This window comes from Agrobacterium sp. AGB01 (genome assembly GCF_014851585.1).
GTDB lineage: Bacteria > Pseudomonadota > Alphaproteobacteria > Rhizobiales > Rhizobiaceae > Agrobacterium.
Genome location: NZ_JACVAB010000008.1, coordinates 38,493 through 62,689 on the forward strand (window position 1 = coordinate 38,493; position 24,197 = coordinate 62,689).

General features: G+C 56.1%; 20 protein-coding genes. 7 read left to right on the forward strand and 13 right to left on the reverse strand.

Annotation, left to right across the window (positions count from 1 at the left end; translation table 11 throughout):
* Positions 1–534: 534 nt before the first annotated feature.
* The 3 genes from IB237_RS22480 to recG form a co-directional block, all read right to left on the reverse strand.
* Positions 535–873 (reverse strand): hypothetical protein, encoded by a 339-nt coding sequence (locus tag IB237_RS22480; RefSeq protein WP_192490968.1) that lies wholly within the window; start codon positions 871–873, stop codon positions 535–537.
* Between the two features lie 267 nt (positions 874–1,140).
* Positions 1,141–1,428 (reverse strand): hypothetical protein, encoded by a 288-nt coding sequence (locus IB237_RS22485; protein ID WP_192490969.1) that lies wholly within the window; start codon positions 1,426–1,428, stop codon positions 1,141–1,143.
* A 15-nt stretch (positions 1,429–1,443) separates the two neighbouring features.
* Complete coding sequence (gene recG, locus IB237_RS22490; RefSeq protein ID WP_192491193.1) at positions 1,444–3,549, reverse strand: ATP-dependent DNA helicase RecG; 2,106 nt, start codon at positions 3,547–3,549, stop codon at positions 1,444–1,446.
* A 319-nt stretch (positions 3,550–3,868) separates the two neighbouring features.
* Here recG and IB237_RS22495 point away from each other — a divergent pair, with 319 nt between their 5' ends.
* Both IB237_RS22495 and mfd read left to right on the forward strand, forming a co-directional pair.
* On the forward strand, positions 3,869–4,165 hold the full coding sequence (locus IB237_RS22495; protein WP_192490970.1) for a succinate dehydrogenase assembly factor 2: 297 nt from the start codon (positions 3,869–3,871) through the stop codon (positions 4,163–4,165).
* A 144-nt stretch (positions 4,166–4,309) separates the two neighbouring features.
* Complete coding sequence (gene mfd, locus IB237_RS22500; protein WP_192490971.1) at positions 4,310–7,807, forward strand: transcription-repair coupling factor; 3,498 nt, start codon at positions 4,310–4,312, stop codon at positions 7,805–7,807.
* Between the two features lie 4 nt (positions 7,808–7,811).
* Here the strand turns inward: mfd and IB237_RS22505 are convergent, their stop codons facing one another.
* The 4 genes from IB237_RS22505 to IB237_RS22520 form a co-directional block, all read right to left on the reverse strand.
* Positions 7,812–8,813, reverse strand: coding sequence for a hypothetical protein (locus IB237_RS22505; protein WP_192490972.1), 1,002 nt, complete (start codon positions 8,811–8,813; stop codon positions 7,812–7,814).
* Positions 8,814–8,979: 166 nt separating this feature from the next.
* The gene (locus IB237_RS22510; RefSeq protein ID WP_192490973.1) at positions 8,980–9,924 is read right to left on the reverse strand and encodes a DMT family transporter; all 945 of its coding nucleotides are present in this window, start codon (positions 9,922–9,924) and stop codon (positions 8,980–8,982) included.
* Positions 9,925–9,979: 55 nt separating this feature from the next.
* Positions 9,980–10,651 carry a DsbA family oxidoreductase gene (locus IB237_RS22515; RefSeq protein ID WP_192490974.1) on the reverse strand — a complete coding sequence of 224 codons (672 nt, stop codon included), beginning with the start codon at positions 10,649–10,651 and terminating at the stop codon, positions 9,980–9,982.
* Between the two features lie 134 nt (positions 10,652–10,785).
* Positions 10,786–12,615 (reverse strand): extracellular solute-binding protein, encoded by a 1,830-nt coding sequence (locus tag IB237_RS22520; protein ID WP_192490975.1) that lies wholly within the window; start codon positions 12,613–12,615, stop codon positions 10,786–10,788.
* A 276-nt stretch (positions 12,616–12,891) separates the two neighbouring features.
* Between IB237_RS22520 and IB237_RS22525 the strand changes: the two genes are divergently transcribed.
* A complete protein-coding gene (locus IB237_RS22525; RefSeq protein WP_192490976.1) occupies positions 12,892–13,539 on the forward strand; it encodes an invasion associated locus B family protein in 648 nt (215 codons plus the stop codon).
* Between the two features lie 486 nt (positions 13,540–14,025).
* Here IB237_RS22525 and hspQ read toward each other — a convergent pair whose 3' ends face one another.
* The 4 genes from hspQ to IB237_RS22545 all read right to left on the reverse strand — a co-directional run bounded on the left by hspQ (position 14,026) and on the right by IB237_RS22545 (position 17,327).
* Positions 14,026–14,355 carry a heat shock protein HspQ gene (gene hspQ / locus IB237_RS22530; RefSeq protein ID WP_192490977.1) on the reverse strand — a complete coding sequence of 110 codons (330 nt, stop codon included), beginning with the start codon at positions 14,353–14,355 and terminating at the stop codon, positions 14,026–14,028.
* Positions 14,356–14,404: 49 nt separating this feature from the next.
* Complete coding sequence (locus IB237_RS22535) at positions 14,405–15,343, reverse strand: DMT family transporter (RefSeq protein ID WP_192490978.1); 939 nt, start codon at positions 15,341–15,343, stop codon at positions 14,405–14,407.
* A gap of 161 nt (positions 15,344–15,504) precedes the next feature.
* A complete protein-coding gene (gene glnA, locus IB237_RS22540; RefSeq protein WP_192490979.1) occupies positions 15,505–16,914 on the reverse strand; it encodes a type I glutamate--ammonia ligase in 1,410 nt (469 codons plus the stop codon).
* A gap of 74 nt (positions 16,915–16,988) precedes the next feature.
* Positions 16,989–17,327 carry a P-II family nitrogen regulator gene (locus IB237_RS22545; RefSeq protein ID WP_007753933.1) on the reverse strand — a complete coding sequence of 113 codons (339 nt, stop codon included), beginning with the start codon at positions 17,325–17,327 and terminating at the stop codon, positions 16,989–16,991.
* Between the two features lie 347 nt (positions 17,328–17,674).
* On the opposite strand from IB237_RS22545, the gene IB237_RS22550 reads away from it, so the two are divergent.
* A complete protein-coding gene (locus IB237_RS22550; protein WP_192490980.1) occupies positions 17,675–19,150 on the forward strand; it encodes an NAD(P)H-hydrate dehydratase in 1,476 nt (491 codons plus the stop codon).
* Between the two features lie 92 nt (positions 19,151–19,242).
* On the opposite strand, the gene IB237_RS22555 is transcribed toward IB237_RS22550, so the two are convergent.
* Positions 19,243–20,280 (reverse strand): GlxA family transcriptional regulator, encoded by a 1,038-nt coding sequence (locus IB237_RS22555; protein WP_192490981.1) that lies wholly within the window; start codon positions 20,278–20,280, stop codon positions 19,243–19,245.
* A gap of 586 nt (positions 20,281–20,866) precedes the next feature.
* On the reverse strand, positions 20,867–21,904 hold the full coding sequence (gene znuA, locus IB237_RS22560) for a zinc ABC transporter substrate-binding protein ZnuA (RefSeq protein ID WP_192490982.1): 1,038 nt from the start codon (positions 21,902–21,904) through the stop codon (positions 20,867–20,869).
* A gap of 102 nt (positions 21,905–22,006) precedes the next feature.
* Here znuA and IB237_RS22565 point away from each other — a divergent pair, with 102 nt between their 5' ends.
* From IB237_RS22565 to zur, 3 genes are read left to right on the forward strand one after another with little or no spacing between them, the layout of a single operon-like run.
* Positions 22,007–22,969 (forward strand): metal ABC transporter ATP-binding protein, encoded by a 963-nt coding sequence (locus IB237_RS22565; RefSeq protein WP_192490983.1) that lies wholly within the window; start codon positions 22,007–22,009, stop codon positions 22,967–22,969.
* Positions 22,962–23,789, forward strand: coding sequence for a zinc ABC transporter permease subunit ZnuB (gene znuB / locus IB237_RS22570; protein WP_192490984.1), 828 nt, complete (start codon positions 22,962–22,964; stop codon positions 23,787–23,789). The genes IB237_RS22565 and znuB overlap by 8 nt, the downstream gene beginning before the upstream one ends.
* Positions 23,786–24,190 (forward strand): zinc uptake transcriptional repressor Zur, encoded by a 405-nt coding sequence (zur, locus tag IB237_RS22575; RefSeq protein WP_192490985.1) that lies wholly within the window; start codon positions 23,786–23,788, stop codon positions 24,188–24,190. Before znuB ends, zur begins: the two co-directional genes overlap by 4 nt.
* The last annotated feature ends 7 nt before the right edge of the window (positions 24,191–24,197 follow it).

A 24,197-nucleotide genomic window follows, 5' to 3' on the forward strand; every position in this document is an offset into this window, starting at 1 on the left:
GTGCCGTGCCGTCTGGCGCCCTTACCTCTCCCCCTGTGGGAGAGGAAGAAAAATCATGGTCTTAGCAACGCTAAGTCATAGATTTTTCAGGTGAGGGGTTTTGTAATTGCGCAACGCTCACTGTCTGGCTCCAACAGCCATTTCACCCACCCCTCATTTCTGTGCTTGTCACAGAAATCCAGTCAGCCCCAGTCTTGGGGCTGGAAAGATGTCTTTTGACGCGCAGACGCGCGTCGGCTGGATCCCTGTGACAAGCACAGGGAAGAGGGAGGTTGGGGTACCGTCGGCGACCACGGCAACCGAGGTATCATAACGTTGAGCTATCGAAACAACCCCTCACTTGCGATTTCTAACACTTATGGCTTTGCCCTAAGATGTTGAAATCGCTTTCTCTCCCACAAGGGGAGAGATGGGCGGGTGGCGCGCCGTCTGGCGCCCTTACCTCTCCCCCTGTGGGAGAGGAGAAAAATCATGGTCTTAGCAACGCTAAGTCATAGATTTTTCAGGTGAGGGGTTGGTGCGCCTGTGCGGCAATCAACGGAGATGTGGTGCCAGCTCGAAAAGACGATCTAGGTGCTGCTTGGCGTCCCAGTTGTCAGGTTTTCGCTCCTCGTATCCCCGCCATTCAAGTGTCTTGCTCCATTCAGCCCGGTACGCATGCAGCGATTCCATGATCGTGTCCTTGGCGGCGGCACTAGCGAGCTGATGGTCATCAAAACCCGGTTCCCAGAAGCAAGCCGGGCAGATTGTTACTCCAATCAATCCGCCTCTTTCGGTGTATGCATCGCGGTATGCATAGTTTGGAAAACCGCATGCGGGACATATCGTGCGGCCTTCCTCATCGCGGATGTTGAACTGGCGGGCGTCGGTCACAGTGCACTCTCGTTTCGTGGACGCTGCATTAGCGCGGCGTCGGTCATTGGCTTGTAGCGTGAATTATTTGGCGCGAACAGTTTCAACGAGCGGCCCTCATTTCTGTGCTCGTCACAGAAATCCAGTCGACGCACGTCTGCGCGGCGGAAGGGTCTTTTCATCCCCAAGACTGGGGATGACTAGATTCCCGTGACAAGCACGGGAATGAGGGGGGCCGAAGCTAACAATAGCATATTGGTGCTCCTGGCCGGAATCGAACCTACCACCTCAGGAATAGTCATCCTCGTCATAGGTGTTGTCATTGTCCTGTTCGGCGCGTTCGCTGTTGGAGGAATAGAACACCGGCACGAACATGCGCATATAGACGAATTTTACCGTCCAGCCTTCGTCCAGCGCTTCTTTCCATTGTTTCTTGCGTTTTTTCTTCTTGCGAAACTTGGCGGCAATGGCCTTGGCTTCCGTGTGGCGGAAGCTGTCCGGTTGCAGGATATTATCCGGGGAACAAAGTGCGTAGCCCTTGGTATAGGCCGACGGCGGTCTGATATCTGTGGTCATGATGTTTTCCTGACATTACCCTGCATGCAGGAAGCGAATGGCCTCATCCCGGCGGTGAAGATAAAGAAGAACGCGCAAGTTCTGGCCACGCGGGCTGGTTAGCTCCGGGTCGCGGTCAATCATATAGGCGGCGTCCTTGCGGGCGATTTCCAACAGGTCCGAATGGGCTTCGAGGCTGGCTATCTTGAAACCCGGCGTACCGGACTGGCGGGTGCCGAGAACCTCGCCTTCACCGCGCAGTTTCAGGTCCTCCTCGGCAATCAGGAAGCCGTCTTCGCTGTCACGCAGGATGGAAAGTCGCGCCTTTCCGGTTTCACCCAGCGGCCCCTTGTAAAGCAGAATACAGGTGGAGGCTTCGTCACCACGCCCGACACGGCCGCGCAGCTGGTGAAGCTGGGCAAGGCCGAAACGTTCGGCATGTTCAATGACCATGATGGTGGCGTCGGGCACGTCAACACCCACCTCAACCACGGTGGTTGCCACCAGTAGCCGTGTTTCGCCATTCTTGAAGGCAAGCATGGCGGCGTCTTTTTCCGGACCACTCAAGCGGCCGTGAATGAGGCCGATCGGTGCATTGATGGCCTTTGAGAGAACGCCGTGGCGCTCTTCGGCCGACATCAGATCGACTTCTTCGGACTCTTCGACCAGTGGGCAGATCCAGTAGGCCTTCTTGCCCTCTGCAATGGCGCTCCGCAGCCTGTCTATAATGTCGCCCAAACGCTCGGTCGGGATGGTCACTGTCTGGATTGGTTTGCGGCCGGCCGGTTTTTCCGTGAGCTTTGACACATCCATGTCGCCAAAGGCGGCCAGCACCAGCGTGCGGGGAATGGGGGTGGCGGTCATGACCAGCATATGCGGCGTGATGCCCTTGGCGGTGAGCCGCAGGCGCTGGTGCACGCCAAAACGATGCTGCTCGTCCACCACGGCCAAAAGCAGGTTCTTGTAGTTGACGCTATCCTGAAACAGCGCATGGGTGCCGATGATGATCTGCGCCTCGCCAGAGGCAATGCGTTCCTCTATCGCCTGGCGTTCCTTGCCCTTGGTGCGGCCGGTCAGAACTTCGACCGTGATATTGGCAGCGGCAGCAAATCGCGAAATCGTGGCGTGGTGCTGACGGGCGAGAATTTCGGTCGGGGCCATCAGCACGGCCTGTCCGCCGGCTTCAACCACCGTTGCCATGGCCATCAGGGCCACAAGGGTTTTGCCGGCACCGACGTCACCCTGCAACAGGCGCAGCATTCTGGTGTCACCGGCCATGTCTTTCAGTATGTCGTCGACCGCAGCCCGCTGGCTGTTCGTCATGGAAAAGGGCAGGGCGTGCAGGATGCTGGCGGCCATGTCCCCCTTCACGACGACAGGATTGCCCGCGACCTTGCGCAGCCTTTGGCGCACCAAGGTCAGCGAAAGCTGCCCGGCCAGAAACTCGTCATAGGCAAGCCTGCGCCGGCTGATCGACTGCGGATCGATATCCATCCCATCGCGCGGGTCATGCAGCAGGCGAAAACTTTCTCGGGCGTCGTGAAAACCCTGCCGTACCATCAGGGTTTCATCAATCCATTCCGGCAGATCCGGCAGTCTGGTGACGGCATTATCAATGGCCTTGCGCAGCACCTTGGCGGAAAGACCTGCGGTCAGCGGATAAACCGGCTCGATCAGCGGCAGGTTTTCGGCCTCCGAGGATTTGACCATGAAATCGGGATGCACCATGGAGGCGCGGCCGTTAAACCAGTCGACCTTGCCGCTGATCAGAACTTCCTCGTCAATCGGCAGCGCCTTCATCAGCCAGTCACCCTTGGCGTGGAAAAAGGTCAACGCCAGCTCACCGGTATCATCGTGAATGAACACGCGGTAGGGAACCGAGCGATTGCCGGGCGGTGGTGGCTGGTGGCGGTCCACACGTCCCTTGATGGTGACAATGGAGCCGGTTGGTGCCAGCGCAATGCCGGGCTGGTTTCTGCGGTCGATAACGCCTGACGGGGCGTGAAACAGCAGGTCGATAACGCGGCAGTCATCGGCATTTTCGCGGCCCAGCAACCTTGCCAACAGGTCGGCAAGTTTCGGACCGACGCCCGGCAGTGTCGAGATGGAGGCAAATAACGGATCAAGCAGTGTTGGGCGCATGGCGGCAAAATCGGGGAAGGTGTCGTTCAATGCAAGAGCTGCCAGCAGATAAACAGCGTTTTTTCACCACCAGTTTGCGGATGTGACACAAATAAATGCACAAAACAGGTTCCCAAACGTTCCTGTCCTGTTCTATAGGAGATCGCAATAGACGAGGCATGAATTGAAGGGCACGCTGGCAGTTTCGATCCGGTTGTTTTCCCGCAATGTTCGGCTGTTCCTGTTGTCTGTGATAACAACTGACAACAGGGGTGGGAATGAAGCGGCAGATGGCATGACCGGATCGCGTATCGTGCACCCGTACAGGAAGGAAAATACGATGACAGGACTGGTGAGAAGCAGCGTGGACCTCGATGAGCGTCGCAGACGGATCCTCTACCGTTGCTGGCATCGTGGCATCCGCGAAATGGATCTGGTGCTGGGCCAGTTTGCCGAGGAAAACATTGCCGATCTCACGGATGTGGAACTGGACGAGCTGGAAGTCATTATGGACGAGGAAGACAATGACCTCGTAAAGATGGTGACGGGCGCTCTGCCTGTGCCAGAACGTTTCCAGACACCGCTGTTTGAACGCATTGCCTCTTACCGGCCAGACTTCGATCCGGTCACCAACTGATCAGGCCGGTCACCAACTGATCAGGGCTCGCCGCATGAAACCGCTTCATGCGTCACGCTTTAACTGTTTGTTTTTACGCATGTCGTTTCGCAAAAACCGTTCTGTTTTCTGCGGCATGCGTCAAGTTTGTGAAGTAACACGCCCATGATCCCCGGTTTTGACGCCAAGACAGTTCTTTCCTTCGATACATCCCTGACCATCGGCAATGTGCCGTCAGGCATGGAAGCGATCTTGCTTGCTGAGATGGCGCGCACCGGGCAATCCATCGCCTATGTGATGTCGGATGGCCAGCGCATGGCCGATCTTGAGCAGATGCTGGGTTTCGTTGCGCCTGACATTCCGGTGCTGACCCTGCCTGCCTGGGATTGCTTGCCTTATGACCGCGTGTCACCCAGTGCCGACACCTCGGCAAGGCGGCTGGCGGCACTGTCTGGCCTGATCAGCCACGGCAAGAAACCGCATCCGGCCATCGTTCTCGTCACTGTCAATGCCATGCTGCAGAAGATGGCGCCGCGCGACATCATTGAAAGTCTGGCGTTTTCGGCAAAGCCCGGCAACCAGATCCGAATGGATGACATTGCTGCACGGCTGGAGCGCAACGGTTTTGACCGTGTAGCGACGGTGCGTGAAGTTGGTGAATTTGCCGTGCGTGGTGGCATTCTCGACGTGTTCGTTCCCGGCACAGAAGAGCCGGTGCGACTGGACTTTTTTGGCGATACGCTTGAAAGCATTCGCACCTTCGATCCGGCCAGCCAGCGCACCATTGGACAGGCGCGTTCGCTGGATCTCAACCCGATGAGCGAAGTGACGCTGACACCGGATACGATTGCCCGTTTCCGCAAGAATTACCTGTCGCTGTTTGGTGCCGCGACCCGCGACGATGCGCTCTATCAGGCCGTGTCAGAAGGCCGTCGTTATGCCGGCATGGAACACTGGCTGCCACTGTTTTACGAAAAGCTGGAAACGGCTTTCGATTATCTCGCGGGCTTCCGCATCGTCACCGACCATACGGCACGCGAGGCTGCGGCCGAACGCTCCAAGCTGGTGCTGGACTATTTTGAAGCACGCCGCACCTCCGGCGAGACCAAGGGCGCAACACAGGGCGCACCCTACAAGCCGGTGTCACCGGGCCAGCTCTATCTTGATGGAAAGGGTTTCGAGGCGACGCTGGAGGCCGTCAGTGCCATTCGCCTGACACCGTTCAATGAACATGATGTTGCCGGTCGGCCGGTTGCGACGCTCGATGCCCATACCGGCCCACGTTGGGCGCGGCCCGTCACCGAAAATACCGATGAAGAGCGGGTCAATGTGTTTGATCTTGCCGTCAAGCACATTGCAGACAAGCGCGCCAAGGGCTGGAAGGTGCTGATTACCGGCTGGTCGGAAGGTTCTCTCGACCGCCTGTTGCAGGTGTTGAACGAACACGGTCTTGAAAAGATCAAGCCGATACAGGCGCTGAAAGAGGTAGACAAGCTCGGCAAGGGCGAGGCGGCGTCTGCGGTGCTGAGCCTCGAAGCCGGCTTTGAAACCGGCAATCTCGCTGTCATTGGCGAACAGGATATTCTCGGCGACCGTATGGTGCGCCGCTCCAAGCGCCGCAAGCGGGCCGCCGACTTCATTTCGGAAGTGGCCGGTCTCGATGTCGGTTCGCTGGTCGTGCATGCTGAACACGGTATTGGCAAGTTCGTCGGGCTTCGCACCATTGAGGCTGCGGGCGCGCCGCGTGACTGCCTGGAATTGCATTATGCCGATGATGCCAAGCTGTTCCTGCCGGTTGAAAACATCGATCTTCTGTCGCGTTACGGCTCTGATGCTGCCGAAGCGCAACTTGACAAGCTGGGCGGTGGCGCCTGGCAGATGCGCAAGGCCAAGCTCAAGAAACGCCTGCTGGATATGGCCGGCGATCTTATTCGCGTGGCGGCCGAACGCATGGTGCGCAAGGCACCGGTGCTGGTTGCACCGGATGGTCTTTACGACGAGTTTGCGGCGCGTTTCCCCTATGATGAAACTGAAGACCAGCTGAACGCCATCGATTCCATCCGCGACGATCTTGGTCTCGGCCGGCCGATGGACCGCCTGATTTGCGGTGACGTGGGCTTTGGCAAGACCGAAGTTGCGCTGCGTGCTGCCTTCCTCGCCGCTATGAATGGCGTGCAGGTGGCGGTTGTCGTGCCAACCACGCTGTTGGCTCGCCAGCACTTCCGCACCTTCTCGGAGCGTTTCCGTGGCCTGCCGATCCGCGTGCAACAGGCCTCGCGTCTTGTTGGTACCAAGGAACTGGCGCTGACCAAAAAGGAAGTGGCCGAAGGCAAGACGGATATCGTTGTCGGTACCCATGCGCTGCTCGGTCAGGGCATCAGCTTTGCCAATCTTGGCCTGCTGATTATCGATGAAGAGCAGCATTTCGGCGTCAAACACAAGGAACGTTTGAAGGAGCTGAAAGGCGATATTCACGTGCTGACGCTGTCTGCCACGCCTATTCCGCGTACCCTGCAGTTGGCGATGACTGGGGTTCGCGAATTGTCGCTGATCACCACGCCGCCGGTTGACCGCATGGCGGTGCGCACCTTCATTTCGCCGTTTGACGCGCTGGTCATTCGCGAAACGCTGATGCGCGAACATTACCGTGGCGGCCAGAGTTTCTATGTCTGCCCGCGTCTGGCTGACCTTGCGGACATTCATGCGTTCCTGCAATCGGATGTGCCGGAGTTGCGCGTTGCCGTCGCCCACGGCCAGATGGCGGCCGGTGAGCTGGAAGACATCATGAATGCCTTCTATGACGGCAAATATGACGTGCTGCTGTCCACCACGATCGTTGAATCAGGACTTGATGTGCCGACGGCTAATACGCTGATCGTGCACCGTGCCGACATGTTTGGTCTGGCGCAGCTTTACCAGCTGCGTGGTCGTGTCGGTCGTTCCAAGGTTCGGGCCTTTGCGCTGTTTACCCTGCCGGTCAACAAGGTGCTGACAACCATGGCCGAGCGCCGTTTGAAGGTGCTGCAGTCACTCGACACTCTGGGTGCCGGTTTCCAACTGGCCAGCCATGACCTTGATATTCGCGGCGCTGGCAATCTGCTGGGCGAAGAACAGTCCGGCCATATCAAGGAAGTCGGTTTTGAGCTTTACCAGCAGATGCTGGAAGAGGCGGTTGCCGAAGTAAAGGGCGATGACGATGTGCAGGAAAGCGGTTGGTCGCCGCAGATCTCGCTTGGCACATCGGTGATGATCCCGGAAAATTACGTGCCGGACCTGCATCTGCGCATGGGTCTTTACCGTCGCCTTGGCGAACTGACCGAGCTTTCGGAAATCGATGGTTTTGGTGCGGAGATGATCGACCGTTTCGGCCCGTTGCCAAAGGAAGTGCAGCACCTGCTCAAGGTGGTTTACATCAAGTCGCTGTGCCGCACCGCCAATGTCGAAAAGCTGGATGCTGGCCCGAAGGGCGTCGTCGTGCAGTTCCGCAACCGCGAATTCCCCAACCCGGCCGGTCTGGTCGGTTACATCGCCAAGCAGGGCTCACTGGCCAAGATCAGGCCGGATCACAGCGTGTTCCTGACCCGCGACCTGCCGACGCCGGAAAAACGTCTGGCCGGTGCAGCCATGGTCATGACGCAGCTGGCGGAACTCGCAAAGGGCTGAGAAACTATCGGGGCAGGGTGGCCAGCACCTTGCCTGCCCGGTCCAGCACTGTGCCATCAGGCGACAACAGAATGGCGTCATCCTCGACGCCTTCCTTCGGCGTCAGCAGCCAGGCATTTGGGTAGCTGTCGCGGATATGGCGCGGATTAAAGCGGATGAGGGTGCCGGCAGGATAGGTGTTTGCACCAAAACTTGTGTCTTTGGCCAAGCTTCCGCTGCTGACTTCATAGAGTTTTTTGTGTTCGTCCAGCATGATGCGCGGGCTTGCAATCTCCAGCCCGTCGACCAGCACGGTCGTGTCACGTGGTATGTCCAGAACCCAGCGGTCGGTATCGGTAAAACCATCAGTGTAGACATTGCCGGTTGAGGTCCAGACTTCCGTGCCAGAGGGCAGGGATATGCCATCTGCCACATTGCCTGCCGCCAGCACGCAGCGCTTGAAGGCTTTGACGCTGCCATCGTCCTTCACGTCAAATTCCACTGGCGTTGTTGCCTTGCAGGTCCAGTCCTGCTGCTGCGTCGTACCTTCGCCGACGACCCGCATATTATCCGGCGCAAACCCGGTGACATTGTAGCTGTCGTCATATTTTATGGCGATGTAACGATCGACAGCCAGCGCATTGATACCGGCAATCTCTACCGGATGCGGGAAGGTGGCGCGGCCGAATGATTCCAGTTTCTGGGCAGCCGCCAGGCGCAGTTTAGTGCCTTCGGGCATATCGATCTGGCCAATGCGCTGCGGCTTATCAAGCGTCGGCTGGAAATTTGTTTCCCGCTCCCTGTCCAGTGCGCGCAGTTCCAGCGAGACAGTAACGATATGGTAGATGGTGTAAATCGCCATGAATGTGGTCGTGCCATAGATCAGCGTGGCGAGCATGGGCCAAGGCTTGTTGGTTTTGCGGAAAAACAACAGCCATATGGTCCAGACCAGCCAGACGATGGTGGCAAGGAAAAACAGGCCGAGAAGTGCCAGAAATTCTACGGAAGGAAGTGCGACGGGTATCATGACATGCCGAGGTGAATTATGCGCTGACCCTCAACTGAGGGTATGGATTCACCTTGGTTTAAACGTCATGGCGTCTGATGGCCAGCCATTGCAGGTTCAAGTCCGGCGGCGGGACATGAACCCCGAAACCGACATGGGTTCGGGGCGCTATATTCAAAGCGGGTTTTCAGGCCTTGGTATCGGCGTCCTGGTTTTCCGGCGTGATCGCCAATGCGGCGTTCTGGTCGGCGGCAACCGAGCTTGGTAGTGGCGTGTGGCGCTGCTTTTCACGAATCAGCGTCAACATGCCGGAACCGATGATCAGCACGATGCCACACAGCATCCATCGGTCGACGTGATCACCAAAGATCAGATAACCGAACAAAATAGCCCACAACATTTGGCTATATTGGGTTGGGCCAATCACCGTGGCTGGCGCATATTGCGCGGCATACATCAACAGCACGTTGGCAAGTGCTGCAAACAAGCCGTATCCGGCGAGCCACAGCCATTGTTCGGCATTGGGTGGCTGGAAATCCGGGATCATGGCCAGACCACACAGGAACAGCGTGCCGAGAACACCGGCGCCATAGAGCGAAATGTTCTTTTCCGACGGACCCATGGCGCGGAAGATGACGATGGAGAGCGCACCGCTCAAGCCGCCGATGATCGCGCCGAGATGGCCGATCGACAGTTCACGGAAACCGGGGCGCAGAATGATCAGCACACCGACAAAACCGATGATGACGGCTGACCAGCGCTTGATGCCGACCTGTTCTTTCAGAAACACCACCGACATGATGGTGACGAAGGACGGCAACAGGAAGATCAGTGCAAAGGCTTCTGCCATTGAGAGGTGCGTAAAGGCGGTTACACTGCCAATGGCACCCATGCCTGACGACACGAAACGAAGCAGCCACAGCGGCCGGTTGGTGGTGCGCAGCACATCGCGCCACTGGTCTTTTCTTTTGCGCAGGAATGGAAGGGCAACCGTACCGAACACGGCACCAAAAAATGCCGATTCGATCGGGGAGATTTGCCCCTCGATCAATTTTACGCTGGCATCGCTCCATGCGAATGCGGCGAAGGACGCAAAGGCAATAAGAATGCCTTTCAGTGTGCTGTCGAACACAGGATCAAACTCGAGTTTTAAGTACGGGGAGTGCCGACAGCGGGAGGTCTGACGGTCAGTTCAATTCCCTATGAGCCTGCTCTTTGAGTTTTGCAATCTCTTTAAAAGCATTGACCAAAACATCCGCAGTTTGTGCACCGCTTATAGCGTACTGATGATCTACAATGAAAAATGGCACTCCATTGACGCCCATTTGTTGCGCTGCATCAATTTCAGCGACAATTGTGTCCTTGTCGGCGTCGGATGCCAGCAGCTTTTCAACCACCTTACGGTCCATGCCGGCCTTCTCGGCAATGTCGAGAAGAACAGCGTGATCACCGACATTGCGACCCTCTTCAAAGTTGGCCTTGAACAGCAGGGAAATGACCTTGTCCTGCAATTCGCGGTTCTCGGAATGAGCCCAAAGTGCGAGGCGATGTGCGTCCAGCGTGTTGGGGCCGATCTTGATGGCGTCGAAGTCGAAGGCAATGCCTACTTCCTTGCCGAGATCGGTCAGGATACCATGGGCCTTTTCAACCTCGTCCTTGCCACCCAGCTTCTTTTCAAGCTCTGCCTTCTGGTCCACACCTTCTGGCGGGTAATCCGGGTTTAGGCGGTAAGGGCGCCAGTTGATGTCAAAGCCGATCTTGTCCTGGACTTCTGCAATGGCCAGATCCAACCGCGCCTTGCCGAGGTAGCACCATGGGCAGACCACATCCGAAACGATATCAATAGTAAGCCGCAGCATGGTGTTTCCTTACGTCAATTTTGAAATATGCAGGCATTTATGCATTTCAACGCCGCCATTCAACCGGTTACCTCTATGTAACCACACGGCGTTGCCCCGCAATGACGTGGCGCTGCGAGGCATTAGTGCCGATTTTACTGGGCACGATTGTCCCACCATACCGGTTTTTGATAGCCGAAAAGTGGCGTCACATCCGGTTTGCCAAGATGCTTCCAGTGGGCCACCCACTGTGCGCCAATGTAATAAAGCGGAATGACGTAGTGGCCTGACACCAGCAGACGGTCATAGCCGCGCACAGCGGCTTCAAAATCCTCGGTGGAGCGTGCCTGCAGCAGCGCCTCGATCATGCGGTCGATATCGGGGTCTGCCGCACCGGCATAGTTGAAGCTGCCCGGCGCATCTCTGGAGGTCGAATCCCAGCGATTATATTGCTCGATGCCCGGCGACAGCGACGACGGGTACGAGCGGATGATCATATCGTAGTCAAAATTGTTTGACCGGGCCTGGTACTGGCCGTCATCGACAGAGCGAATGGCCATGTTGACGCCAATCAGCTTCAGCGACCGCTGGTAGGCCAGTGCAATGCGTTCCTGCGCTGGGTTCTGGGTCATCACCTCAAAGGCCAGCTGACGGCCTTGCGCATCGACCATGCGGCCAGCGGTGATCTTGTAACCCGCCTCCTGCAGCAGATCGACGGCCTTCCGCAGCACCTTGCGGTCGGCGCCCGAGCCATCGCTCACCGGCATCATATAGGTTCCGGCAAGTATCTCCGGTGACAGGCGCTTTGCGGCATCGCCCAGCAGGGCCAGCTCCTTTTCATTGGCCGGGTTGCCATAGGCACCCAGCGATGAGTTTTGCCAGTAACTCTGGGTGCGACTGAAGGCTCCACCGAGAATGTTGCGGTTCAGCCATTCAAAATCCAGCACGTAGGACAGGCCTTCACGGACCTTTTCATCGGCGAAGATAGGCTTGCGGGTGTTGAACACGAAACCGAACATGCCAGAGGGCAGGCGCGGTTCGAACACTTCTTTCAATATGTCGCCGCGGTTGGCGGCGGGGAAGTTGTAGGCGCTGCCCCAATGGGACGAATCGGCATTGCCATTAATGGCGTCACCTTCCGGATACATGTCTATATCGCCCTTCTTGAAGGCTTCGAACATCGAGTTGACCTGAAGGAAGTAGGTGATGCTGATTTCGTCGTAATTATCGAAACCGACCTTGGAAGGCACATCCTTACCCCAATAATTGGGGTCACGTTCCCAGATGATCTTTTCACCCGGGCGCATCGACTTGATCTTGTAGGGGCCGGAACCGACAACCGGGCCAAGGCCTGCCTTTTCAAAGGTTTCCGCATCGATGGCATGTTTGGGCAGGATAGGGGTGGAAGAGGCGAGAATCAGCGGTGTTTCGCGATTGGCCTTGTCGTTAAAGGTAAAACGAACGCCGTGTTCGCCAACTTTTTCCATTTTTTCCACCGCGGTCAGGCGGTTGTTGAACGGCGGGCGGCCCTTCTCCTTCAACAATTCAAGCGTGAACATCACGTCTTCAGGTGTCACGGGTTTACCGTCCTGCCAGCGCGCCTTTGGATTGAGGTTGAACTGGGTGTAGGTGCGCTCGTCGTCCCATTCGACACTTTCGGCCAACAGACCATAAAGCGAGAAGGGTTCGTCATTGGACCGTTGCATCAACGGCTCATAAAGCAGGTTGCCGAAATCAGGGTCCCACACGCCGCGTGCGGTGGTGCGCATGCCCCTCAAGACAAAGGGATTGAGGCTATCGAAGGTTCCGACCACGCCATAGGCAATCTTGCCGCCCTTTTTAACGTTCGGGTTGACGTAAGGGAAGCTCTTGTAATCTGCCGAAAGGGCAGGTGTGCCGTGCATGGAAATGCCATGGACAGGTTCGGCCAGCGCTGCGCTGCTGAGCAGCAAGGCCGGAATGACAGCCATCAGGCATCTGCGCATTTCATTCTCCTATGCGGAAGTCGGTTGTCTGATTCCTGCGGAATTTACCACAGGCGTCGGTCTACAGACATGAATGGTCGGGAAATCTTAAGGCAGTCGTCAAAATTCTTAAAGAAATGCTGGATATCGACGCATTCGGCATGTAACAGGTGTGCCAGAATTGGTGGGTCACGCATTTGCCTCAATTGAAAGACAGTTGAACAGGTAAGCGGATCGCGCCAACGACGGGCATAGGTTCAAAACTGACCCGACCGAATTTCAGGAGACGGAACTCTTATGATGTACAAGGCAAACAAGTTCACCCGGACAGCACTGTCCGCTCTCGTTCTTTCCATTGGCGCCGTTTCCGCCCCGGCTGTTTCCCAGGCTCAGCAGGCTGCGGCTCCGGCTGGCGCACCGCCACTCGGCTGGTTCAAGACTTGCTCCAAGCAGGAAGACAACGACGTTTGCGTCGTTCAGAACGTCGTTCTGGCACAGAACGGCCAGATGATCACTGCAGTTGGCCTCATCAGCGTTACAGGCAAGGTAAACCGCAAGATCCTGCAGGTTTCCGTACCGTCCGCACGTCTTATTCCTCCTGGCGTTATGATGCAGATTGACGGCGCCAAGGGCGTTCAGCTTGATTACGCAGTTTGCCTTCCAGACAAGTGCACCGCTGAAGTGCCACTGACAGATGCGATGATCGCCAGCCTGAAGAAGGGCAACGAAGTGGTCTTCACATCGATCAACTTCCGCCGCGCGCCAAACCCGATCAAGATTGCCCTGAACGGCTTCACTGGTGCTTATGATGGCGAGGCAATCTCGCAGTCGCAGTTGGCTGAAAGCCAGCGCACCCTGCAGGAAGGCATGCAGAAGAAGGCTGAAGAGGCTCGCAAGAAGCTCGAAGCTGCTCAGGAAGCTGCAAAGACTGCACCTGCGCAATAATTCGTTTCGCAAGAGACAGAAAAAACCGGCCCCTGTGGCCGGTTTTTTTATGCGCGTTTTTTTGGGGGGGGCTTGGCACCACGCTCTTCGTCATTCTCGGGCTTGTCCCGAGAATCTAATCACATTGCATATTTCGCGCCAGCTTAGATCCTCGCCACAGGGGCGAGGATGACGTTTGAGTGGTGTGTTGGGCCAGACCCCTCACTTGCGATTTCTAACACTTATGGCTTCGCCTTAAGATGTTGAAATCGCTTTCTCTCCCACAAGGGGAGAGATAAGCCGGATGCCGCACCGCTGCAGATACATACTGTGGGCTTTGATGAGACGAGGCGTTGAGGCTTGGCACCCCTTACCTCTACCCTTGTGGGAGAGGACGAAAAATCATGACCTTAGCTTGCTAAGTCATAGATTTTTCAGGTGAGGGGTTATGCTTTCTCCCCGGCACCCCCACAAAAAAACCGGCCTGGGAGGCCGGTTCTGATGTGTTTAGTGCGACATGATCGGCTTGGGTTTCAAGTGGCCGCCGGAATCCGTATCAAAGATCCTGGTGATGTTGGGATTGCGCAAAGGCTTTCCACTATCGTCATGGATCAGATTCTGTTCCGAAACATAGGCGACATATTCCGTGTCATCGTTTTCGGCCAGCAAATGATAAAAGGGCTGGTCGCGTTCGGGACGGATTTCTGCCGGTATCGAGTTCCACCATTCTTCCGTATTGGAAAATTCCGCATCGACATCAAAGATAACGCCGCGGAAAGGAAATATCCTGTGACGAACCACTTCTCCGATCGTGAATTTTGCATTTCTTTGCTTCATGGCTGAAACATCCTTTCGAAGAATAATTTGGGACGTCTTGCTGCAGATATCAAGTGTTTATGGTTTTTGGCCCTTTCATGCGTCGCCCGATTGGTGCTGTTGCAAGAATAACGCCGCTCATGACAAGAACGATCCCTATGGCGTGATAGGTTTCGAAAGTTTCGGCAAGAAAAAGCCAAGCCAGCACGATGGAAATTGGTGGCATGATGTAGAGCGTCACACCGGCCGTGGTGGGGCCAAACACCCGCACCGTGTGGGTAAAACACAGGAATGCCGCCAGTGATGCGATGAGAATGATGCCTGCCATCTTCATCCATGCGGTGGCGGTAACTGGCAGGCTGCCGCCTTGCGCAAACTCCACCACCGTTATCGGCAACAGCACCAGCGCGCCTGATGCGGCAATCAGGCCAAACAGGCTGAAGGACTTCAGCTTGTTGACGGCAGGTTTGCGCAGCAGCAGCGAATAAACTGCAAAGGCAATGGCGGCCGTCAGGATGCCGAAATCGCCAAGGTTGAAGTTGAGGTGCAGCAGCGCGTTGATATCACCCTTCAGCACAATGACGGTCACGCCGGCAAAAGCGATGATCATGCCGGCGACTTCCAGCGGGCGTATCGGCCGGTTCTGGAAAAAACGCTGGAAGATGATGATGAACAGCGCCGATGTCGTGTAGATCAGCGTGCCGTTGGCAGCCGATGTGTAGTTCAGCGACCAGTAGACGACGCCACCGCAAATACCCATGCCGAGAAAACCGATGACCAGCCACAGCATGCTGTTGTTGCGCACGAAGTCGATGCAGGCCTTGCGGTCGGCATAAACGAAGGGCGCCATGATGAGAGCCGATGCGGTCCAGCGAATGAAGGCGGTGGTGAACGGAGCGACTTCGCCAATCACGCCGCGGCCGAAAATGATGTTGGTGGCGAAACACAAGGGCGCAAGAAGGAAGATGACCCAGTCTAACAGCCGGGGTTGCGAGGTTTCTGCGCTCATGTCTTGTATTCCACTTCAGGCAATGTCTGGCCATACGGCCAGTTCGCGTGTCGGTTTGTGCGACCCACGAATAAGAATTGAATTGATGCCATAAAAAACGGCGGCCCGTGAGCCGCCGCTTAAAAAAGAAATGCGCCGGCAGAGCCAGCGCATATCCATTATCAAGCCGAGTAGTACATGTCGAATTCGACAGGATGCGGGGTCATTTCGAAACGCATGACTTCCTGCATCTTCAACTCGATGAAGCTGTCGATCTGGTCGTCATCGAACACGCCGCCAGCCGTCAGGAACTTACGGTCCTTGTCGAGGCTTTCAAGCGCTTCACGCAACGAGCCGCAGACGGTTGGGATCTTCTTCAGTTCCTTTGCAGGAAGATCGTAGAGATCCTTGTCCATTGGCTTGCCAGGATGGATCTTGTTCTTGATGCCGTCGAGACCAGCCATCAGCATTGCTGCGAAACCGAGGTACGGGTTCTGTGTCGGGTCCGGGAAGCGAACTTCGACGCGCTTTGCCTTCGGGTTGGAGCCGAATGGAATACGGCACGAAGCAGAACGGTTACGAGCGGAGTATGCCAGCAGAACAGGCGCTTCATAACCTGGAACCAGACGCTTGTAGGAGTTGGTTGTCGGGTTGGTGAAGGCGTTGATGGCCTTGGCGTGCTTGATGATGCCGCCGATGTAGTACAGGCAGCTTTCAGACAGACCTGCATATTCGTCGCCAGCGAAGGTTGGCTTGCCGCCCTTCCAGATGGACTGGTGAACGTGCATGCCCGAACCGTTGTCACCGAAGATTGGCTTCGGCATGAAGGTTGCGGTCTTGCCGTAAGCGTTGGCAACCTGGTGCACGACATATTTGTAGATCTGCATCTTGTCGGCGCTGTGAACCAGCGTGTCGAACTTCACACCAAGTTCGTGCTGTGCAGATGCCACTTCGTGGTGATGCTTTTCAACGACAACGCCCATTTCCGAGAGAACCGTGAGCATTTCGGAACGCATGTCCTGCAGGCTGTCGATCGGCGGAACAGGGAAGTAACCACCCTTGACGCGCGGACGGTGGCCGAGGTTGCCTGTCTCATAATCGGTGTCGTCGTTGGACGGCAGCTCGGAAGAATCAAGCTTGAAGCCGGTGTTGTACGGGTCGGCCTTGTACTTGACGTCGTCGAAGACGAAAAATTCTGGCTCAGGGCCAACGAAAACCGTGTCGCCGATACCGGATGCCTTGAGGTAGGCTTCTGCCTTCTTGGCAGTGCCGCGTGGGTCGCGGTTGTAGGATTCACCCGAGACAGGGTCGAGAATGTCGCAAAGGATGACCATGGTGGACTGTGCGAAGAACGGGTCCATGTGAACCGTCGCAGGGTCGGGCATCAGAACCATGTCGGATTCGTTGATAGCCTTCCAGCCGGCAATAGACGAGCCGTCAAACATTACGCCATCTGCAAACATGTCTTCGTCAACACAGACAACGTCCATGGTAACGTGTTGCAGCTTGCCCTTCGGGTCCGTGAAGCGCAGATCGACGAACTTGACGTCGTTGTCCTTGATCTGTTTCAAGATATCATTTGCAGTCGTCATTTTAAGGTTTTCCTTGAGTGTGGGATGACGAGGTGGCGATTTACCTGAGCCAGTTTCCGGACTCAGGTGCTTTTTTATATGGCGTCAACGCCCGTTTCACCTGTCCGGATACGGATGACTTCCTCTACATTCGAGACGAAAATCTTGCCGTCACCGATACGGCCTGTCTGGGCCGCATTTCGTATTGCTTCGATCACTGCATCTGCATTTTCGTCAGCCAAAACAACCTCGACCTTCACCTTGGGCAGAAAGTCGACGACGTATTCAGCACCGCGATAAAGTTCGGTATGGCCTTTTTGGCGACCGAAGCCTTTTGCTTCAGTTACAGTTATTCCCTGAAGACCGACTTCCTGAAGGGCTTCCTTCACTTCGTCGAGCTTGAAAGGCTTAATGATCGCTTCGATCTTTTTCATTTGAAAATATCTCTCCGCTTCTCCCGTTAAAGCAGGGTCTGCCCGCCTCCCGAACAGAATGCACATAGCATGCCAAATTGAAACGAAGATTTTGTATTTTTTCTCAAAAAAGCATCCAACGAATGTAGTTTGACCTGATTTGCATCAAAAAACAGTACTGTTTTGCCAAAAATGGTGCGTTAATGTGTCATTATTTCGTATTTTCGATATGAATTTTCGCCGGTTTATATATTGCTAATTGCAGCGTCATTTGATGAAAATGTAGTCAATTGCGTATAATTTGGGCGAAATGGCTTGCCTGTTTTATGCACATTGATTTGGCAGCCAAATTGCTATCAATATTAAGCATGAAGTTTTCTACTCGCAATTGCCTTTATAGCCCTGCTGCCATGACTGCCATCGACAAGGATGCTGCCGATAGTGGGCTTTCCTCCTTTGCGCTGATGGAGCGGGCAGGGCAGGCGATATCCGCACTGGTGCTGCGCCATTACCCAGAGGCTGGGCGTTACATCGTGCTGTGCGGGCCGGGCAATAATGGCGGCGATGGTTATGTGGCGGCGGCCGCCCTTGCTGCCTGCGGTGCTGCACCGCTTGTATTCCATTTGGGGGATCAGGGCAGGCTCTCCGGTGATGCGCGGCGCGCCATGCTGGCTTGTCCCATCAAAAGCAAACCGGTGGAAAGCTATACGCCTGAAATCGGCGATGTGGTTGTTGATGCGCTGTTTGGGGCAGGGTTGTCACGTGATGTGCCAGAAACCGTGGCGGCGCTGTTTGAGACGATCAACGGCTTGCAGTTGGATGTGGTGGCCGCCGATCTTCCTTCGGGTGTCTGTGGCAGACGTGGCACGATTTTAGGTGCGGCGCTGAAAGCCCGCCACACCGTAACCTTCATGGCGCTCAAACCCGGTCACCTGCTGATGCCGGGGCGGGAACTGGCTGGTGACATTGAGGTGTTTGATATCGGCATTCCCCAGCGCATTCTCGAGCGACATAACGACCGGCTGGCGAAAAATGACCCGTTGTTCTGGCAGGACCATCTGGCGCGTCCCGGTTCTGCGTCGCACAAGTTCACACGCGGGCATCTGACGGTCTTTTCCGGGCCGCAATATGCCACTGGTGCTGCAAGGCTTTCGGCGGGTGCCGGTTTGAAAACCGGTGCTGGCCTTGTGACTATTGCTGCACCGTCCGACGCCCTGCCGGTTCTGGCAGCGACGCTGACCGCAGTGATGCTGACGGCAATCGACACTGTGCAGCATTTGCAGGACTGGCTGACGGACAGCCGTCATGCGACCTTTGTCATTGGTCCCGGTTTTTCGGATCTGCAGAAGATCCGCCAGTTCGTGCCTGAGTTGGCTGACAAGGCGCTGGTGCTGGATGCAGACGCGATTACTGCCTTTCGTGATGAGACGGATTTGCTGTTTGACGTGTTTGCCAGCGCGCAGGCACCACGGGTGATGACGCCACATGGGGGTGAATTTGCCCGGTTGTTTCCCGACATTGCTGGCGATGATCAACTGAGCAAGGTTGAGAAGGCGCGGGCAGCTAGCGCCCGTTCGCATGCGGTTGTGGTCTACAAGGGTGCCGATACGGTGATTGCCGCGCCGGATGGCCGGGCACTGATCAATGCGAACGCGCCGCCCAATCTGGCGACGGCTGGTTCCGGCGATGTGCTGTCGGGCATTGTCGGCGGCCTGCTGGCGCAGGGCGTGCCAGCCTTTGAGGCGGCGGCAGCGGCGGTGTGGTTGCATGGTGAGGCGGGGCAGAGGGCCGGTCACGGCAGTACGGCAGAAGACATTCTGGCCGCCGTCAAACCCTATTTGTAATGCGCCTTATCGTTGTTTTCATTTGCGGCTTTTGCCGCTCTGCCCCTGTTGGTGTGGCCCATGTCAATCTGGGCCAATTCAGTATGTCAGGTTCAGTGCGGTCCGGACATGAAGGCAATCGGTTCCTTGCGCAGCGATGACACCACAATCTTGCGTTCCGCACGCTCCTGCTGCGGTGAACGATTGTAGATTTCGCGATAACACTTGGAAAAATGCGATGCGGAGACAAAACCGCAGGCCACGGCAACCTCGACCACCGGCATGGCCGACTGCACCAGCAGATGGCGCGCCCGGTCAAGGCGAATTTCAAGGTAATAACGGGCCGGTGAGCGGCCCATTTCCTGCCGGAACAGTCGCTCCACCTGACGGCGGGACAGATCAGCGCCATCGGCAATATCAAGCAGCGATAGCGGTTCGGACAGATTGCTTTCCATCAGTTCGATGATCGACAGCACCTTGCTGTTTTGTACGCCTAGTCGGGCTCGCAGCGGCAGGCGCTGACGGTCACGCGGGTTGCGCACCCGGTCAGTCAATTGCTGTTCGCAGACGCGGTTGACGAGGTTGTCGCCAAAATCCTGTCCGATCAGGTTCAGCATCATGTCCAGCGAGGCCGTGCCACCGGCGCAGGTGTAGATGTTGCTGTCGACCTCGTAGAGGTCGGCATAGACCTCAACCTGCGGAAAGTTTTCCGAAAAGCCGGGCAGGTTTTCCCAGTGGATCGCGCAGCGCTTGCCATTCAGCAGGCCGGCCTGCGCCAGGATATGGGCGGCGGTACAGAGGCTGCCGACCGAGATGCCGCGGTTATAGGCTTCGCGCAGCCAGGCATTCACGGACTTGTTGTGATACTGCTCTATATCGATGCCCGAACAGACGATGACCATGTTGGAGCGCTTGTCACCGCTCAGATTGCGACGCTCGTCGGCGAGCGAGGTATCGACATCAAGAGAGATACCGGCGGAGGACTGGACCTTCAGCCCGTCAGCGGAGGCCAGTCGCCATTCATAGGCATCGTAGCCCAGCATTCTGTTGGCTATTCGCAATGTCTCAACTGCGCCCATGAAGGGCAGCATCGTAAATTGAGGAACGAGAAAAAAGACTATCGAGCGTTTTTTCGGGCCGATTTTGCTCATAGTGTCCATGCTCCGTTGCGAAAGCACAATTCCTTGCTTGGAAACCTTGAACTGGATATCCAGTTTGCGACATTATAATAGCAAACCACGCCAATGAGCGACAATTTTTAATTTTTATGCGGCCAAATTATACAGGCAAAATGCAACGCATCCAAAATAGGCAACGGCGAGATTAAAATCGCGCCTTGAGAGTTCATTTTGCAGGCATTTCCTGTGTTTTACACTCAGGATATTTGATGAATGGCAGATTGCCGCTGTCTGCATCTTCCACGCGAGAAACTTGATGCCTCTCAATTTGGCACAAGGGGCTGGATTGCGTAAATGCGACATGGGCAATTGGGTTGCGCGCGAGGAGATGATTGGGCGTGTTGAGTGAGCAGACGTCGATTGTTGCGTCTTCGGAGCTCTCGGCGTCATCCTAGGGCTTGTCCCTAGGATCCAAACGATCAACCCAGACCGCCATATGATTAGATCCTAGGGACAAGCCCTAGGATGACGAAGGTCGGGTGAGACTGTATGCGCCCTGGCATCTGCAATCATCGGCCGAAAGCCGCTGAACCGTTTCCGGCCGATGATGATGCCGTCGTTAAGACAGGCAATCCTTGATCGAGGTGGCGATGCCGCGCATCAGGTCGAAATAAAGCGAAGGGCCTTCTTTGAACGTTGCTGCTTCCGGATCCAGCGTTCCGGACTTGGCGTCAGTGCCTTCGGTCACGACCCTGACCAGCTTTGGTTCGAACTGCGGTTCTGCAAACACGCAGGTCGCATTCAAGCTCTTGATTTTGTCGTGGATCTGGCGCACGCGGTCGGCACCGGGCATGGTTTCCGGGCTGACGGTGATGGAGCCGGCAACACGCACCTTATAGCGGTGTTCGAAATACTGGTAGGCATCGTGGAACACCACAAATGGCTTGTCCTTGACCGGTTCAAGCGTCGTAGCAAGCTCGGTGTCGAGCTTGTCGAGGTTCTCCATCAGTTTCTTGGCGTTTTCCTGATATTTGGCGGCATTGGACGGGTCTGCCTGAATAAGCGTCGTTTCAATGGCAGCGGCCATGGCCTTGGCATTCATCGGGTCCAGCCACAGATGCATGTCATATTCGCCGTGGTCGTGGCCAGCATGATCATGACCGGCGTGATCATGACCTTCCTCGGCCTCTTGGGCGTGTTCGCCGTCCTTGTGTTCACCCTCTTCATGCGCATGGTCGTGGCCTTCATCACCATGGGCATGCTCACCGTGGCCTTCATCACCGTGGTCGTGGGCTTCAAAAGCGCCGCCTTCACGGAATTTCAACTTTTCCAGACCCTTGGCATCTTCCAGCTCAATGACTGTTGCCTTGGTGGCCAAAGCCTCAAGCGGCTTTTCCAGGAAGGCTTCCAGACCGTGACCAACCCAGAACACCACATCGGCGTCTTGCAGCGTCTTGGCGTTGGATGGCTTCAGACTATATGTGTGCGGGGAGGCTGCGCCTTCAACGATGAGTTTGGGTTCGCCAACACCGTCCATGACCGCCGCGACCAGCGAATGAATGGGCTTTATCGACACAACGACATTGGGGGCAGCCATGGCGCTGGAATAGCTGAAAACGCTGGCAGACAGGCAAAGCAGGGCAGTGATTGAACGCATGTTGGACCTCTTGCAGACAGATGTAATGTTATTACATATATTGATGTGATGCTATAACGTATGCAATAAGCATCTGCAACAACGACTTTGGAAAAAAAACGAATGCTCCATACCCCCGGCAAAAACGACAACAGGCTGGTGCGCCTTCATGGTGCCGGCATTTATCGCGGCAATCGCTGGCTTGTCCGCAATGTCGGCTTTTCAGTTGGACGGGGGGAGATTGTCACGCTGATCGGCCCCAATGGGTCTGGCAAATCCACCACGGCAAAAATGGCGATCGGTGTGTTGAAACCATCGGAAGGCCGGGTGGAGCGCAATGGCGATCTGAAGATCGGTTACGTGCCGCAAAAGCTGTCCGTTGACTGGACAATGCCATTGACCGTGCGGCGGCTGATTACCCTGACTGGCAATCTACCTGCCAAGGAGATTGACCGGGCGCTGGATGCGACCGGCATTTTGCATCTGTCGCGGGCCGAGGTGCAGCATCTCTCGGGCGGGGAGTTCCAGCGTGCGCTGCTGGCGCGTGCCATTGCCCGCAAGCCGGACCTGCTGGTGCTGGACGAGCCTGTGCAGGGGGTGGATTTCGCTGGCGAGATCGCGCTGTATGACTTGATTAAAAACATAAAGAAAACAACCAACTGCGGCATTCTGCTGATTTCGCATGATCTGCATGTGGTGATGGCCGAAACCGATACGGTGATTTGTCTCAACGGCCATGTGTGCTGCACCGGCACGCCACAGGCGGTTAGCCAGAGCCCGGAATATATGCGGTTGTTCGGCACGGCTGCGGCCAAGACGCTTGCGGTTTACAGCCACCATCACGACCATACCCATCTGCCTGATGGGCGTGTGCAGCACAGTGACGGTTCGATAACCGAACATTGCCATCCCGATGACGGACATCATCATGGTGAGCATGACCACGCCGATCATGACCATGCCCATGATCATGGCGACGGTTGCGGCTGTGGAAACCACGATCACGACCATAGTCGTGGCGAAGGTCATGCCCATAACCACGACCATCAGCATCAGCAGACTGACGGGAGCCACAAACATGTTTGACGACTTTTTTATCCGGGCAATCGTGGCTGGTCTCGGCATCGCCTTGATGACCGGCCCTTTGGGCTGCTTTGTCGTCTGGCGGCGCATGGCCTATTTCGGCGATACGATGGCGCATTCGGCACTGCTGGGCGTGGCACTTTCACTGATGTTTGAACTCAATCTGATTGTCAGCGTGTTCTTCGTCGCTACTCTGGTGTCGCTGCTGTTGCTGTTCTTGCAGCGCCGTCAGGCGCTGTCCGCCGACGCGCTGCTTGGCATTCTCTCGCATTCGGCGCTGGCCTTCGGTCTGGTGCTGGTCGCCTTCATGACATGGGTGCGTATCGACCTCATTGCCTTCCTGTTCGGTGACATTCTGGCGGTCACGACAAGCGATATCCAGATGATCTGGGGCGGCGGCATTCTGGTGATCTGCGCGATCATCTATCTGTGGAAACCGCTGCTTGCTTCTACCGTCAATGCAGAACTGGCTGAAGCGGAAGGTTTGAAGCCGGAGCGCACCAAGCTGTTTTTCATGCTGCTGATGGCGCTGGTGATTGCCATTGCCATGAAGATTGTCGGTATCATGCTGATTACGTCACTATTGATCATTCCGGCGGCGGCGGCACGGCGCTTTTCCTCCACACCGGAAATGATGGCGATTTTTTCCGCCCTGATCGGCATGGTGGCGGTGATTGGCGGCCTGTTTGGATCACTTCACTTTGATACGCCGTCCGGACCGTCAATCGTGGTTGCAGCGGTGGTTCTTTTTGTTCTAAGTCTGCTGCCGGCGCCCGGCAGAAACCGCGATGCCCGTCCATTGAATGAAGGAGGTTCATCATGATTACTCCAGCGCTGACCAAAAACCAGACGCTTGTGTTTGAAACGCTGTCCGGTTCGCAAGGGCCACTCAGTGCCTACAACATTCTGGACAAGCTGCGTGACCATGGTTTCCGTGCGCCGTTGCAGGTATACCGCGCGCTTGAAAAGCTTGTGGAATTCGGGCTGGTACACCGGCTGGAAAGCCTCAATGCCTTCGTTGCCTGTGCACACACCCAGACCGATTGCTGTTCATCGCACCATGGCACCGTTGCGTTTGCCATTTGCAATTCCTGTGGTCAGGTCAGCGAATTCCATGACCATGAGATCGACCATCGCCTGCAGACCTGGGTCAACGGCCAGAAGTTCAAGGCGGAAAAGACCACGATCGAAATTCGTGGGCTTTGCGAGGCCTGTGCGGCCTGAGGCAAGC